We start from the raw sequence: 12,668 nt of genomic DNA, 5'->3' as shown, positions 1-12,668 counted from the left end.
CTCTGTGTTGTTGAGTTATTCGCTTGATAAAACCATACATTTGTATGATTTCTCAAGGCGTTCATTAATTGATGGAATAGTGCTTAACAATTAGCGGAATAACGCTCATTTTTTGGCGCTAGAAACACCAAAGGAGAAAACCCAAGGGAGTCGGCCACCTGCGTTGTGGAGAGGTACATCAACGATTCGCTTTACTGCAACCAACCCCAAAGTATGCCTTGTCGATAAGGCGGATAAGGCCTTGTGTTCTCGTATATGGAGGGTACAAAACATGCAAACCGCATGCATTATAAGGATTGAGCGGGATAAGGTGTCTATCTATGGATGACAGAAGCGAATGTCATCAGGTGTCTGACACATTTGGTCGCTCCCGTAGGATTTCCTCGGCCAAATACTCATCGCTTCGGCAATGCAAATCAGCGACTCCCTCTTGAATGAGAGGCATAGTTTCCGAGTTGTAGAAAATACTCAGGGCTTTTTGCGCGCTGACGTTTTCTTTTTCTGCAATCGTAGCGATGATGCGCGCATACTTCATTTGCAACACCGTCTGTTTACCTTCTGCGCTCATCACAGCTCCTTTGCGCCGATAAAACTGAGCAGAATATCAAGGGCTTTCTGGTTTCGAATACACAGTTGATCATTGGGTTTTTCGTACGCGAGACGTCCGAGCGCTTCTTGTTTGGTTATTTCGCCCGCGAAATATAAATCGACTGTGGTAAACACTCTGTCATTTGCAACGCCTCCAAAGACAATGTCCCAGTCGGTTTGATCGTCGTCTTTTCTGCAGCTCATTACGAAGTCAAGCCAATCTTCATCGTAAGCATCGAAACGAAGAACTTTGAATAATTCAACGGCCGCCTCGTCGAAGTTGTATTCGTTAAGGAATGCCGCTTTCTTTCGAAGGGTGAAACGCCTTGCGTAGCTTACTGCCTGTTCGCGAATCGTTGTAACGTAAAATCCGCGGCCATAATCGAGGTTGTTCCTCGAATGGACTGTGTCGGGGCTTTCTACTACGTAGGGGGATGCATGGTAGACCCTCATGCTATCAGCCCCTTTTCGTGCATGTATTCAACAAGATCATCCATGAGGTATTCCTTGCCAAATGTATGAAGTACGTCATACGCTTCGATGATGTAGCCGTCAAGAATCCCGCTCGTGGCGAGCATGTTGTATATTTCGGACTGAGATAGACCGAGACGTTTGGAGAGATTTCCTATACAGTATGTGACGAACTCAATTTGTTCGATGGACATAGCAGCCTCTTTTCATGTGCTTTTATGCATTGTAGCAGCAGCGTTCTGTTCTAGTCGGTGCCAACTGATTGACGAAATTGTCGCACCAAGGTTGCTCTAGCGCCTTTAGGGCGGTTCTCAGAAGATCGAGTGCTATTGCGTGCAGTTTCTTCGTTTCTTTTTGAAGCTAAATCAACAGTGCGAAAGAACGCGTATGATGACGAAATAGTTTGATAGTCAAACTAATTATTCGTCAAGCGTGCGAGGCAAGTTTCGGATTCGCGCGCCTAAATTGAAAGGATCCGAACATGACTGTTCGTTTTGTGATTGACTCGGCATCGGACATGGTTGAGCTGGCGTGTCCGCGCCAAGAAGCGATCCTCGGAAGCGATATGCTTGCGGAAGATGGTGCTCGTTCGCCCCGAGCCGATGACGTGCTTGCGGAAGATGGTGCGCGTACACCGCGAGCCGACGAAGTAACCGGTGATGCGTTCTTGCCATTGACGGTAGCGTTTTGCGATGAGCAGGGCAATCGCGAAGAATATCTCGACGGGGTTACGTTGTCGCATGCTGAGTTCTACGAGAAGCTTATCGAAAGCGATGAGCTGCCGAAAACGAGCCAAGTTGTTCCCTATGCGTTCGAAGAGGTGTTCGAACGCATTGTTTCCGCAGGTGACACAGCTGTTGTTGTTACTATATCTGGGAAGCTGTCGGGCACGTATGAAAGCGCGTGTGCTGCAGCGCATGGATATGAGGGTAAGGTCTTTGTGGTGGATAGCGAGAGCGCAACCATCGGCGAGCGCATTCTCATTGAATGGGGCATGCACCTGCGTGATCAAGGCATGGGTGCCGCCGATATTGCTTGCGCGCTCGACCGCGAAAAGCGCAACATATGCGTTCTTGGCTTGCTCGACACGCTTGAGTACCTGCGCCGCGGCGGACGTATTTCTGCGGCGGTTGCGACGGCGGGCACGCTGCTTTCCATCAAACCGGTGATCACCATTGAGGATGGCGAGGTTGTGCTGCTTGGCAAGGCACGCGGCAGCAAGAAGGGCAATAACTTGCTGATCCAAGCGATCGAGAAAGCGGGCGGCGTCGACTTCTCGAAACCGTACGCGTTGGCGTACTCAGGCCTGAACGATGACCTTATTCGCAAGTATATGCAGGACAGTCGTCATCTGTGGGCTGATCATGTGGAAGATTTGCCCATTCGCACCGTTGGCAGTGCCATTGGCACGCATGTGGGACCTGGTGCTATCGCAGTCGCCTTCTTCGCGAAGGGAAGGGAATAGCACGCGGTAGTCGTGCGGTTCTGACGATGTGGAGCGTGTAACACCGGCTAAACGTGTTGGTAGTGTGTGATCCACAATATATGGGAGTCTATCTTGCTGTGCCCTACATTTTCTGGTAGGATTGCCTCGAGCTTGAAAATGCTACTGAATTTGTAGCATATCCGAGACATTTGACGAGTTCGCAATGGGAATTTGCTGCGAACAAAAAATGATTACAACGTTGCCGCAGCACCTGTAAGCCAATGTGTTGTGGCGGCGAGATGAAGCGAAGGAGGCTGTCATGGCAACGGCGGTGTTGGAGCGAAACCAGGTTCAGCAGAATCTTCAGCAAGATCAGAAGCCCTTGCAGGACGTTTTCATGGTGAGGGATGTGTCCGTGAAGGTGAACTACGCTCACGATACCGATGTGCGCGTAACCGAGCAGGAAGTTCGCGCATATATCGAGCGCGGCAATCGTCGCAACCCCAACAGCACCGTGTCGGGTTTGACGCTCGATGTCGATGGCGAGGATGTGGGCATCTTCTACGAGTACAATGCGGTGCCATTCGATCGCATCCGTCGCATCACCGGATATCTGGTGGGAACGCTCGATCGCTTCAACGACGGCAAGCGTGCCGAAGAGCACGACCGCGTAAAGCATGGCGTCCCCCAGTGCTGCCGCTAAGAGGCACTGCCTGATACGGCGCCAAGCGTTGCGCGTTCTCTAACTTGGATGCGTAGCGTGCTACCACAGACATTCCCAGAGCAACAGGAGACCCCGTAACTCGCCAAGCGAGCTGCGGGGTCTCCGACGTTGAAGCAAAAGCTGATGCAGTGCCAGTGGTATCGTTACTGTCCAGCAGGCGTGTCGAATGCGCCGGCGCAGTGGGGGCAGCGGGTTGCCCCGGCCTTCACTTCTTCCAGGCAGAAGGGGCAGGTGGGTGCTACGGGCTCTTCCGCACATTCGTCTTCGCCGCCGCGATGGGCCAGTTTGTTGCCCATGTTCTGCAGGTTGTTAATGCCTTTCACCAGGAAGAACACGACCAATGCCACAATAAGGAAGTTAATGATGGCGCTTAAGAACGCTCCGAAGTCGATGTTGGTGCCAGGAACCACCAATCCCGAAATGGAGTCTGCTCCGCCACCGGCGATGACGGCGATCAGCGGGTTGATGATGCTGTCGGTCAACGATGTGACGATACCCGTGAACGCGCCGCCGATAATGACGCCAATGGCCAAGTCCATCACATTGCCGCGGTTGATAAATTCCTTAAACTCGCCCAAGAGCCCTTTCATGTGCTAATCTCCTGTCCTTCCCGCCCACACTCCGTGCAGGCTCTCGTTCCATATTCAACAACGCGCGTTTCCCGTTTCGTGGGGCGAAGTGACAAACGCACGCTTGTGTTCGCAGATTCTACTGCAAGAACTCCCCGGTTTCCACATCCATGAAGGTGGAAAGTTGCAGCGAAGGCGCGGCTTCGTTCGTGTCGTTCGTTTTGTTTGCGCCAGTCGTGCCGTTTGCGCTGTTCGTTGCAGTCGTTTCGGCCGCTTCGGCTTTATTTCCAATACCATTGGGGTTTTCGGGGAAGATGAGCTTGAATGGAAGATCGGCGTAGTTTCCGTTCTTCGTGCGGCGAAGCATGCCGTGTTCCTTGAAGAATGCGAGCACGTTGCGGTGCCGGGGCTCGTCGTCGCGGTTTACGTACAGCGCGATAGTGCCCTTTGCGGCATTGCGGTAGCGTGCTTCAGCGACAATGCCCCGCTCAACGGCTTCCTTGCACAGGGCGGCCGCCGTATCACAATCGGAGAACGAAACCTCCCACTTGCCAACTTTTTCCTTAATGAAGGCACTGTCGGCATCATCGGCGGCGATGCGCGTCCACACCTTGTCCTTGACTACTTTGATTCCCATGCGGTGCCGCCTACACGAACTTCACGGCGGTGCCGTAGCACAGCATCTCGATGGTTCCTTCGGCCACGGATTCGCTGGAGAAACGAACGGCGACTACTGCGTTTGCGCCCATCGTTTGGGCGGCGGCGACCATACGGTCTTCGGCGATCTGGCGCGACTCGTTGGTCATGTCGGTGTACGTTTGTATCTCGCCACCGACCATGCTCTTGAACCCCGCCATCATGTCGCGGCCGACGTTTCTCGACGTGACAATGTTTCCGCGAACCAAGCCCAGAACCTGAACAGCCTGACCGGGCAGGACGTCTGCAGTGGTAACGATCATGAAAACCCCTTTCATTTGGTGGTTGAAGGCGTATTGGCCTTAATCAGTATTTCCCAAGTATAGCGAGCATGTAAGCTGTGGCGAAGCGGGGCAGAAAAGCTCCGAAAAAGCAAGACGGCTTTACTCAGTGTTTTCCTGAGGACAATGCTCGCCGATGCCAGCGCGTTCTCAGATGCCGCTATAATGGGCGCATGAAAGGCAAGAAGCTCATACTCGATCGCTATCGGCCCGTCGAACAGGCGGGTGCGGGTGGTTTTGGCACGGTGGTGAAGGCGTGGGACACGCGCATTCAGCGCTACGTTGCTATCAAGACCATTCAACTGAGCGAACGCGATGCGGCTGGTGTTCATGAGCTGAACCATCCATCGCTTCCAGCTGAGTCGGCGTTTCCGGCCGACCCTGAGTTTTTAGATGCTCGTTCAGCGCGTTTGCGTTCGACGGATACTCATGAATCCGACCTTCCTGACTCGACGCCACTCGTGCGGGAGCTTGCCAACCTGCCCGGTTTGGACGAAGCGCGCACGGCGGCAATGCTCGAGGATCCCAACATTGTTTCCGTGCATGATTTTGAAGTGCGCGATTCCACTGCGTATTTGATCATGGAATACGTTGAGGGCATGTCGCTGTCGAAGCTGTTGCATGAGTATGATAGCCAGCTCACGCTGAACCAGATAGCGGCAGTGTTCGAAGGAGTGGCGCACGCGCTTTGCGTGGCGCACGCCAACGGTGTTCTACACCTGGACATCAAGCCCGACAATGTGCTCATCGACGTAAAGGGACAGGTGAAGGTGACCGACTTCGGTCTTGCCACGCTTGCTGATGAAACAGGGGTGGGCTATGCCGGAGGCGGAACCATCGGGTACATGCCGCCCGAGCAGATCGACCGGCAGCCGCTCGATGAGCGCTGCGACGAATGGGCGCTGGCGGCGGTTACGTACGAGATGCTTTCCGGCGAAAACCCCTTCCGAGTGCGATCGTTGGAGCATGCGGCGGCCGCCATTGTTGATGCCGAGCTTGTGCTGCCTTCGCTATGTTGGGATGATCTTAACGAAGAAGCCGATGACGTGCTATTCGATGCGCTCGACCCTGATGCAGACGCGCGTTTTGCTACGGTGGAGGAATTCGCCGACGAGTATTTGCCATACCTGGGCGATGTCGAATGCGGGATAGCTGAACTCGCTTCGGTGGTGAGCTGTGGCGACTTCGAAGACCCCGATGACGAAGATGAGTGGGGCTCAGGCGAACTGCCACCGCACACTCGGCTTGTCGACCGCCTTCGCGACATAATCCCAGCGTCGCAAGCACTTTCCCGTCACGTATCGCCTCGTGCACTTTCCGCACTTGCTCATGGCGTTGGTTGTGTGGGCAGTGCCATTGTGTCGTGGATCGCGTTGTCGGGTATTGCCCCGCTGGCTGCGGGCGGGTCCGCTGCTGGGGCGGGCGCTGCGAGCACGGTTGCGCTCGTTGTCGCCAACCCGTGGCTGGTGGTACCCCTTGTTGTGGTCGCGCTGCTAGGGTTGGCGGTGCCGCACGTTGGTGCACTTGCGAGCTTTGAGATGCTTGCTGTAGCGCTTGTGGTACAAGGGCAACCTGCTGCAGGCGTGGTGTTCGCGGCGGTTACTGCGGCGTGGTGGTATTTCGCAGGTAAGGCGTCGAAGGGAAGTGCGAATGTCGCGTTTTCTCCGGTGCTTGCGGGCGCTGTTGGCTTGGGGCGGGTGACGCCTTTGGTTGCCGGGTTTAGTCTTCCGCCGATGCGCGCCCTGGCTGCCACAGCGTATTCCCTGGTTGTTGCACTGGTGCTCTCAACGTGTGGGCCAGAGCTGGGGCCCGGCCCGCTGACAGGGATCGGATCGCTGTCGGGGTGGAACATTTCCCTATGTTTGAGCGCTGCCGGTTTCGCGAACATGCAGGAGGTGGTCGTGCGCGTGCTCGTTTCTCCGCAGTTTTGGTGCACTGCCGCAAGCTGGTTGGTCGCGTCATTTTTATTGGCGCTGTTCCGCCGTCGTCAAACGAGGGCGTTTGCCGTTGCAGGTGTTGCTGTTTCTGGGGTGATAATTGTCGCCGGTTTGATTGGCGGCGCCTGGATGGCAAGCGGCGGTGTGTCGCTTGTACCCGCGCCTGCCGATTGCGCTCTGGCATTCGCCTCCATCGCGGCGATGTTCCTGTGCTGCCTGTTCGTTCCCTCGAAGCATGATGCGCACGGCGGTGTATACTTTGCAGATGCTTCGTAAGAAGCATTCGTTGGACAACGTTGAACAACAGGTAAAGGACAGTCATGGAAATCATCGATTTTCTGTTCAACACGTATGCAGGTCTTGGATGCCTGATAGGTGGGGGTCTGATCATCAGCCTTATCGCCTGCGTTATCATGGAGCGGCGCACGCGAAAGACGTTCGTTGACCGCCCTGCAGGGGAAGATGACTGGTCGCTGTTCGACGACGATGACGACGAGGACGAAGATTAACGGAAAACCACGCTGCATGCGCATGTGACCTGCGCAGTGGTGCCGCCGGCGGAAAGCTGTGTCGCGCGCTGTGTGCAGGTTGCCCCGTGCGCTTTGCGACGTTTGAGCACAAGCACGAAAAGGAGAGCCGGAAATGCTGGATATCAAGTTTGTACGCGACAACCTAGAAGCCGTTGCTCAGGCGATGGAGAATCGAAACGCCTCGTGGGACAGCGCTCGCTTCTTAGAGCTTGACGAACAGCGCCGCGCTGCCATTGCGAAACAGGAAACGCTGCAGGCTGAGCGCAATGCCACGTCGAAGTCCATCGGGGCTATGATGGCGCAGGGTAAAAAGGAAGAAGCCGAGGCCGCAAAGGAGCGTGTGCGCACCATCAACGACGAGCTGACTTCCCTCACCGCCGCTCGAGAAGAGGCCGATGCGGCGCTTCGCGAGATTCTCATGACCACGCCGAATATTCCGCACGCCACCACACCGGTTGGCAAGGACGAAAACGACAATCCCGAAGTTCGCCGCTGGGGCACCCCACGCGATTTCGCCGCCGAAGGTATCGAGGCGAAGGCTCACTGGGACCTTGGCCCCGAGCTGGGCATTATGGACTTCGAGCGCGGCGTAAAGCTGGCCGCGAGCCGCTTCTACCTGTTGGGCGGCCTTGGCGCGCGTTTGGAGCGTTCGCTCATCAACTTCATGGCCGACACGCACACGAGTCGCGGCTACAAGGAATGGTGGTGCCCGGCCATGGCGAATGCCGAAACGCTGACGGGTACCGGTCAGCTGCCCAAGTTCGAAAACGACTTGTTCAAAACGCGCGAAGGGCTCTACCTTATTCCCACGGCCGAAGTGCAACTTACCAACATCCACCGCGATGAGACGCTTGACGCCAGCCAGCTGCCGCTGAAGTACTGTGCATTCACGCCGTGCTTCCGCGAAGAGGCGGGCAGTGCCGGGCGCGACACCCGCGGTATCATTCGCGTGCACCAGTTCAGCAAGGTTGAGATGGTGAAGTTCTCCAAGCCCGAGGAAAGTCAGGCCGACCTTGAGTCCATGGTGGCCGATGCCGAGAATATCCTGCAGCTGCTCGAGCTTCCGTACCGCGTTATCTCGCTGTGCACGGGCGATCTGGGCTTCGGGTCGTGCAAGACCTACGACTTGGAAGTGTGGCTGCCCTGCTACAACGACTACAAGGAAATATCCAGCTGCTCCGATTGCTGGGACTTCCAGGCGCGTCGCGCGAACATCCGCTACCGCGACCCCGACAACTTCAAGGGTTCTCGTTATCTGCACACGCTTAACGGGTCGGGCTTGGCGGTGGGCCGAACCATGGCGGCCATCGTGGAGAACTATCAACAGGCCGACGGCTCCATCAAGGTGCCCGACGTGCTGGTGCCCTACATGGGCTGTGAATACATCACGCCCGAACAGGCGTAAGCACCTGCTCGCATTCTCTTGAGGGGAAAGGCGAGGAGCGGACGTGGTAACGAAGCGCAAGCCGACAAAGAGAACAAAGAATAACGCGGATGCCCGGCAGCTCGGGCATCCCGCGTCTGCGCCTGTGCCTACGGCTGACGAAACGGCGAAATGGAGCTCGCTTCCCGTTGTGGACGATCCGTTCGATGACGAATCGCCATTCGACGGCGATGATGTAGATGCTGGTAGCGACACGTCGGCGGAAAACCTGCTGCGCAGCAACTCGTCGCATTCGTCTGCGCGAGCCGCCGACGAAACTGTCAACACGGCTGACGACACGACCGATGGTGCGGCTGACGACACGACCGATGACAAGCGCACAACGGAAACTCGTGACGTTACGAGAAAGCGGCCCACGGCGGCGAAAAAGCAGCATTCGCTTGGCGTACGGATCGCGCTGGGCTTTATGGCTACGGTGCTGATCGTGTTGGTTGTGGTGGGTGGATTGTTTTCGTGGAACCGCTGGTTTCGCTACGATGACGCCACCGACTTCATAGGGGAGTGGCAGATCCACGGTACGGAGGCGATCGTTCTCATCGACGGGGAAAACATCAACCTCGCCGCTGATGCGGCGTATTCCTACACGTTGGACACGAAGGCGAAAACCATTCATTTCACGATGGGAACGATGGAGGGAGGCGGCCGCTACCGTTTCTCGCACGACCGCGCACAGCTGGTCATCGAAGACGGTGAGTTTGGATCGTTATTGGGCAACGCGTGGCACGATTTCCCGTGGATGGTCAACGAACTGCTGCATCGGTATTTGGATGCCGATTTGAACGATCCATCGGGCGAGAATGTGTCGGTGCTCGATAGGCCAGGTACGTCGCAATGACGCGCGCCAGCGGCGAGCACCTGCCGTTGCGCGTGATTCGCGTGGCAGTGCATCCGGGCAGGATGATCTGCGACGTTCAGGTTCGCAAGGGGGTTTCCCGCTATGCCAGCGCCGAAATCATGGGTGCGGTTTTAGAGAAGCGGCCCGCTTTGCGACATCATGCGTGCATAAACGATGTGGGGCCGCGCTTTGCTGACGTTATGATGGGCACGTCGATTCCACATGTGCTCGAGCACGTGATTATCGACATTCAGGTTCAAGACGCGTTGCAGTCCGCCTTTCAGTCCGTTTCGCATCCCAGCGCGCAGTCGAGAAAGCACGCGCCACTTTTTGTAGGTACGACCGAATGGATCAGCGAGGATGCGGGTACCGCGCGCGTGGAGTTTTCCTTCATCGACGACATACAGGCCATGAAGGCGCTGAGGCAAGCGCTTGATTTGTTGAACGAAATTCTGAAATCGTAACTGAACACATGGCAACGGTTCGTTAACCTAATTCTAAAGCGCTCGTGTTTTCAGGCGATGCGGCCTGACGTGGCGTATAATTCGTTCCAATGATTCTTCAAATAAGGAGGTTTGCCATGAGCGGTAAATTCGGAGTGTTTCTTGGCGGTGCTTTGGCTGGAGCGGCGGCTGCGCTGCTATGCGCTCCTCGTGCGGGAGCAGATACCCGTGCCATGGTGTGTGATAAGGTGAACGCTATGTGGGGCGATGCCCAGCAAACCGCCGAAGACGCCGCCGACGCGGTTGAAGACGTTGTAGAGGACGTTGTCGAATCCGATGACCCGGTGAAGACCGCCACCGAAAAAGGTCAGGATTTCGCTCAGCAGGCCGCCGCTAAGGGCAAGGCATTTGCTCAGCAGGCCGCTGCTAAGGGTCAGGAATTCGCAGCTCAGGCGAAGGTGAAGGGCCAGGAAGTGTACGGTCAGGCATCCGTGCGCGTGCATGAGGCAACCGACAATATTAAGCCGGCATTTACGCAGAAAAACGACGAGCTGCGCGACAAGATCGAAGAAGCCCGTCAGCGCATTGCCGCGCAAGTTGCGCGCAACGCCGAAGAGGCTGCTGTGGCTGTAGAAACAAAAGCTGATGACGTTGCCCAGGCCGCCGAGGCCGTTGCGGAAACTGCGAATGAAGCAGCGTCTGTAGCCGAAGCGAAGGCTGAAGAGCCGAACGCCTAAATTATTTGGAAGCAATTGAAGCGGTTGCTTCGCGCGTTGGTTGTGGCGTGCGGGGCGCCGCTTCTCCATTGTTTGTATGAGCGATGCCAGACTGCGCAAGCGCTGGCAGTGCGCGTGAAAAGCGAGACATGCGGGGGACAATCGTGGCCAAGAGCATTACTACCAACGGCATGACGGGCATGCGCGTTTTGGGAGGGAAGAAGGGGACGAAGCGCATTGGCAAGGTGCGCCGGTTTGTGTTCCATCCTCGGTCGAAGCGCGTCGTGGGTTTTATCGTGAAGCGTCCCGACTTGCTGTGGATGTTCCATCGCAAAGACTTGTTCGTGTCCATTAACGGCTACGACATGGTTGATGGCCGCATTGTGGTGCGCGAAGATCCCGAAGCGACGAATAAGGGAGCGTGCAAGGCACTCGGTGTTGATTGGAACGATTGTGTGCTCTGGGTGGGCTTGCCGGTCATGACCGAGGACGGCACGAGCTTCGGTGTGGTGGGCGATGTGACGTTTGACCGCATGACGGGCGCGGTGCAGTCGTTCGAAACAAATTCCGGCATGACGGCGAACGCCGTACTGGGAACGCGCACCATATCTGCCGACATGATTAAGGGTTTTCGCACAGGCATGGGAGCAGCGCTCGTTGACGACAGCGTTGTTGGCGAAGGCGACACTGAAGGCGAAAGCGCACCCGTTCTGGGGGCTATCTTAGTGTCCGACGAAGTGAAGCGTATGGAAACCGAAGGCGGCATCGCCGAGAAGGCGGGGCAGGCAACGGCCGTTGCTGTTGACAAGGTTCAAAGCAGCGTGAAGCCCGCCGCAAGTGCTGCCGTGGCGGCAACGGGTGAAGCGGTGAACAAGGGAGCGTATGCCACTGGCAAGCAGATTGCGAAGTCGAAAACCATGTTCTCCGACTTCAAGACTGAATATGACAAGGCGCGTGGTCCGAAACCTACCCCAGCGAAGAAGGCTGCCGCAAAAGGTTCGGCGAAAAAGGCCACCGCGAAAAAGCAGGGCAAAGGAAAGAATATGTTTGCCGCATTCAAGGATGAGTACAACAAGGCGCGACACGATGACTAAGCGCGCTGAACAAAGTACTGCGAGCAAGCGTGAGTCTGTTAGGCAGAAGGCGCACGAGAAAGCGCACGAAGAGGTAAGTGTTCGTGGGCATCGCATGGAGCAAGGCGACGTGTTTAAGTTCGTCGGGTTCGTTGCGTTCTTCGTGCTGATGGTCGTCATTGTGGTGCTGTGTTGGCCGCTGTTTGGAATGCTGTTCGGAGAAGGCGGTCTTGAAGAAGTAAAGCGCCAGGTGAGCGAAGCTGGTCCGTTGGGTATGCTTCTGCTGTTGGGCTTGCAGTTCTTGCAGGTAGTGGTGGCGGTTATTCCTGGCGAGGCAGTGCAGATCGTTGCGGGGCTGCTGTATGGCCCGTGGGTAGGGGCGGCTATCGTCTTGGTCGGGTGTGTGGTGTCGAGCTTCGTGGTCTTTCAGCTCGTGCACAAGCTGGGCGCACCGTTTGTTCGCAGTATGGTGCCCGAGAAGTATATGGACAAGATTCGCAATTTCGAACAAGGCTCGAAGCTCAACGTGGCCGTATTCGTGCTGTTTTTGATCCCCGGGTTACCTAAGGATGTGTTCACGTACGTGGTTCCGCTCACATCCATGCGCCTGCGCGAGTTTTTGTTGCTTTCAAACATCGCGCGCATTCCGGGTGTGGTGGTGTCAACCTACGCGGCGCATGGGTTCACGCAGGGGAAGTTTCTGGAAAGCGCGTTTCTGTTTTTGGTTGCCGCCATCATTGCCGTTGCCGGCTTGCTGGCAAGTGAGCACATCATGAAGTACTTTGAAGCGAAACACCACAAGTAACGCCTACATATCTGAGCGAGGTTGCGCCGTTTCCTGTGTGTAATGGTGTACACGAGCACAGGCTTCAGGTTGCCAGGTGTCCGTCTTAGCTGCTCAGGACTGGTGGCGTTAGTTCGTTGCGTTTCGAGCA

The 12,668-nt window shown here is 56.1% G+C and carries 16 protein-coding genes; 10 read left to right on the top strand and 6 right to left on the bottom strand.

The window, feature by feature from the left end:
* Positions 1–343 precede the first annotated feature (343 nt).
* From G7Y43_RS09005 to G7Y43_RS08995, 3 genes are read right to left on the bottom strand one after another with little or no spacing between them, the layout of a single operon-like run.
* Positions 344–568, bottom strand: a complete 225-nt coding sequence (locus tag G7Y43_RS09005) for a DUF3791 domain-containing protein (protein WP_206214439.1) — start codon at positions 566–568, stop codon at positions 344–346.
* Entirely contained in the window at positions 568–1,041 is a 474-nt protein-coding gene (locus G7Y43_RS09000; RefSeq protein WP_165046075.1) for a DUF3990 domain-containing protein, read from the bottom strand. The genes G7Y43_RS09005 and G7Y43_RS09000 overlap by 1 nt, the downstream gene beginning before the upstream one ends.
* Positions 1,038–1,253, bottom strand: a complete 216-nt coding sequence (locus tag G7Y43_RS08995; protein ID WP_165046074.1) for a DUF3791 domain-containing protein — start codon at positions 1,251–1,253, stop codon at positions 1,038–1,040. The genes G7Y43_RS09000 and G7Y43_RS08995 overlap by 4 nt, the downstream gene beginning before the upstream one ends.
* 287 nt (positions 1,254–1,540) lie before the next feature.
* Here G7Y43_RS08995 and G7Y43_RS08990 point away from each other — a divergent pair, with 287 nt between their 5' ends.
* Positions 1,541–2,524, top strand: a complete 984-nt coding sequence (locus G7Y43_RS08990; RefSeq protein WP_165046073.1) for a DegV family protein — start codon at positions 1,541–1,543, stop codon at positions 2,522–2,524.
* A 280-nt stretch (positions 2,525–2,804) separates the two neighbouring features.
* A complete protein-coding gene (gene nrdD, locus G7Y43_RS08985) occupies positions 2,805–3,188 on the top strand; it encodes an anaerobic ribonucleoside-triphosphate reductase (protein ID WP_241158226.1) in 384 nt (127 codons plus the stop codon).
* 164 nt (positions 3,189–3,352) lie between these two features.
* Here nrdD and mscL read toward each other — a convergent pair whose 3' ends face one another.
* The 3 genes from mscL to G7Y43_RS08970 all read right to left on the bottom strand — a co-directional run bounded on the left by mscL (position 3,353) and on the right by G7Y43_RS08970 (position 4,737).
* On the bottom strand, positions 3,353–3,799 hold the full coding sequence (gene mscL / locus G7Y43_RS08980; RefSeq protein ID WP_165046072.1) for a large conductance mechanosensitive channel protein MscL: 447 nt from the start codon (positions 3,797–3,799) through the stop codon (positions 3,353–3,355).
* Positions 3,800–3,917: 118 nt separating this feature from the next.
* Positions 3,918–4,415 (bottom strand): hypothetical protein, encoded by a 498-nt coding sequence (locus G7Y43_RS08975; RefSeq protein WP_165046071.1) that lies wholly within the window; start codon positions 4,413–4,415, stop codon positions 3,918–3,920.
* A 10-nt stretch (positions 4,416–4,425) separates the two neighbouring features.
* Positions 4,426–4,737 (bottom strand): YbjQ family protein, encoded by a 312-nt coding sequence (locus G7Y43_RS08970; RefSeq protein ID WP_165046070.1) that lies wholly within the window; start codon positions 4,735–4,737, stop codon positions 4,426–4,428.
* 191 nt (positions 4,738–4,928) lie between these two features.
* Between G7Y43_RS08970 and G7Y43_RS08965 the strand changes: the two genes are divergently transcribed.
* The 8 genes from G7Y43_RS08965 to G7Y43_RS08930 all read left to right on the top strand — a co-directional run bounded on the left by G7Y43_RS08965 (position 4,929) and on the right by G7Y43_RS08930 (position 12,538).
* A complete protein-coding gene (locus tag G7Y43_RS08965; protein WP_165046069.1) occupies positions 4,929–6,968 on the top strand; it encodes a serine/threonine-protein kinase in 2,040 nt (679 codons plus the stop codon).
* Between the two features lie 44 nt (positions 6,969–7,012).
* A complete protein-coding gene (locus tag G7Y43_RS08960) occupies positions 7,013–7,201 on the top strand; it encodes a DUF6724 family protein (RefSeq protein WP_165046068.1) in 189 nt (62 codons plus the stop codon).
* Positions 7,202–7,334: 133 nt separating this feature from the next.
* The gene (gene serS, locus G7Y43_RS08955; protein ID WP_165046067.1) at positions 7,335–8,627 is read left to right on the top strand and encodes a serine--tRNA ligase; all 1,293 of its coding nucleotides are present in this window, start codon (positions 7,335–7,337) and stop codon (positions 8,625–8,627) included.
* A 43-nt stretch (positions 8,628–8,670) separates the two neighbouring features.
* On the top strand, positions 8,671–9,501 hold the full coding sequence (locus G7Y43_RS08950) for a hypothetical protein (RefSeq protein WP_165046066.1): 831 nt from the start codon (positions 8,671–8,673) through the stop codon (positions 9,499–9,501).
* Complete coding sequence (locus G7Y43_RS08945; protein WP_165046065.1) at positions 9,498–9,965, top strand: hypothetical protein; 468 nt, start codon at positions 9,498–9,500, stop codon at positions 9,963–9,965. Before G7Y43_RS08950 ends, G7Y43_RS08945 begins: the two co-directional genes overlap by 4 nt.
* 116 nt (positions 9,966–10,081) lie before the next feature.
* Complete coding sequence (locus G7Y43_RS08940) at positions 10,082–10,681, top strand: YtxH domain-containing protein (RefSeq protein ID WP_165046064.1); 600 nt, start codon at positions 10,082–10,084, stop codon at positions 10,679–10,681.
* Positions 10,682–10,824: 143 nt separating this feature from the next.
* Positions 10,825–11,754 (top strand): PRC-barrel domain-containing protein, encoded by a 930-nt coding sequence (locus tag G7Y43_RS08935; RefSeq protein WP_241158225.1) that lies wholly within the window; start codon positions 10,825–10,827, stop codon positions 11,752–11,754.
* Positions 11,747–12,538: a TVP38/TMEM64 family protein gene (locus tag G7Y43_RS08930; RefSeq protein ID WP_165046063.1), complete on the top strand. Its 792-nt coding sequence runs from the start codon at positions 11,747–11,749 to the stop codon at positions 12,536–12,538. Before G7Y43_RS08935 ends, G7Y43_RS08930 begins: the two co-directional genes overlap by 8 nt.
* Positions 12,539–12,668: the final 130 nt, after the last annotated feature.

Source organism: Adlercreutzia sp. ZJ138 (assembly GCF_011038935.1).
Lineage (GTDB): Bacteria > Actinomycetota > Coriobacteriia > Coriobacteriales > Eggerthellaceae > ZJ141.
The sequence above is the reverse complement of the archived record's forward strand: the minus strand, read 5'-3'. Positions and strand labels throughout refer to the sequence as shown.

Bases quoted from the DNA above. Each gene is read 5' to 3' on its own strand.
- G7Y43_RS09005 (WP_206214439.1), bottom strand. From the start codon at position 568: ATGAGCGCAGAAGGTAAACAGACGGTGTTGCAAATGAAGTATGCGCGC.
- G7Y43_RS09000 (WP_165046075.1), bottom strand. From the start codon at position 1,041: ATGAGGGTCTACCATGCATCCCCCTACGTAGTAGAAAGCCCCGACACA.
- G7Y43_RS08995 (WP_165046074.1), bottom strand. From the start codon at position 1,253: ATGTCCATCGAACAAATTGAGTTCGTCACATACTGTATAGGAAATCTC.
- G7Y43_RS08990 (WP_165046073.1), top strand. From the start codon at position 1,541: ATGACTGTTCGTTTTGTGATTGACTCGGCATCGGACATGGTTGAGCTG.
- nrdD (WP_241158226.1), top strand. From the start codon at position 2,805: ATGGCAACGGCGGTGTTGGAGCGAAACCAGGTTCAGCAGAATCTTCAG.
- mscL (WP_165046072.1), bottom strand. From the start codon at position 3,799: ATGAAAGGGCTCTTGGGCGAGTTTAAGGAATTTATCAACCGCGGCAAT.
- G7Y43_RS08975 (WP_165046071.1), bottom strand. From the start codon at position 4,415: ATGGGAATCAAAGTAGTCAAGGACAAGGTGTGGACGCGCATCGCCGCC.
- G7Y43_RS08970 (WP_165046070.1), bottom strand. From the start codon at position 4,737: ATGATCGTTACCACTGCAGACGTCCTGCCCGGTCAGGCTGTTCAGGTT.
- G7Y43_RS08965 (WP_165046069.1), top strand. From the start codon at position 4,929: ATGAAAGGCAAGAAGCTCATACTCGATCGCTATCGGCCCGTCGAACAG.
- G7Y43_RS08960 (WP_165046068.1), top strand. From the start codon at position 7,013: ATGGAAATCATCGATTTTCTGTTCAACACGTATGCAGGTCTTGGATGC.
- serS (WP_165046067.1), top strand. From the start codon at position 7,335: ATGCTGGATATCAAGTTTGTACGCGACAACCTAGAAGCCGTTGCTCAG.
- G7Y43_RS08945 (WP_165046065.1), top strand. From the start codon at position 9,498: ATGACGCGCGCCAGCGGCGAGCACCTGCCGTTGCGCGTGATTCGCGTG.
- G7Y43_RS08940 (WP_165046064.1), top strand. From the start codon at position 10,082: ATGAGCGGTAAATTCGGAGTGTTTCTTGGCGGTGCTTTGGCTGGAGCG.
- G7Y43_RS08930 (WP_165046063.1), top strand. From the start codon at position 11,747: ATGACTAAGCGCGCTGAACAAAGTACTGCGAGCAAGCGTGAGTCTGTT.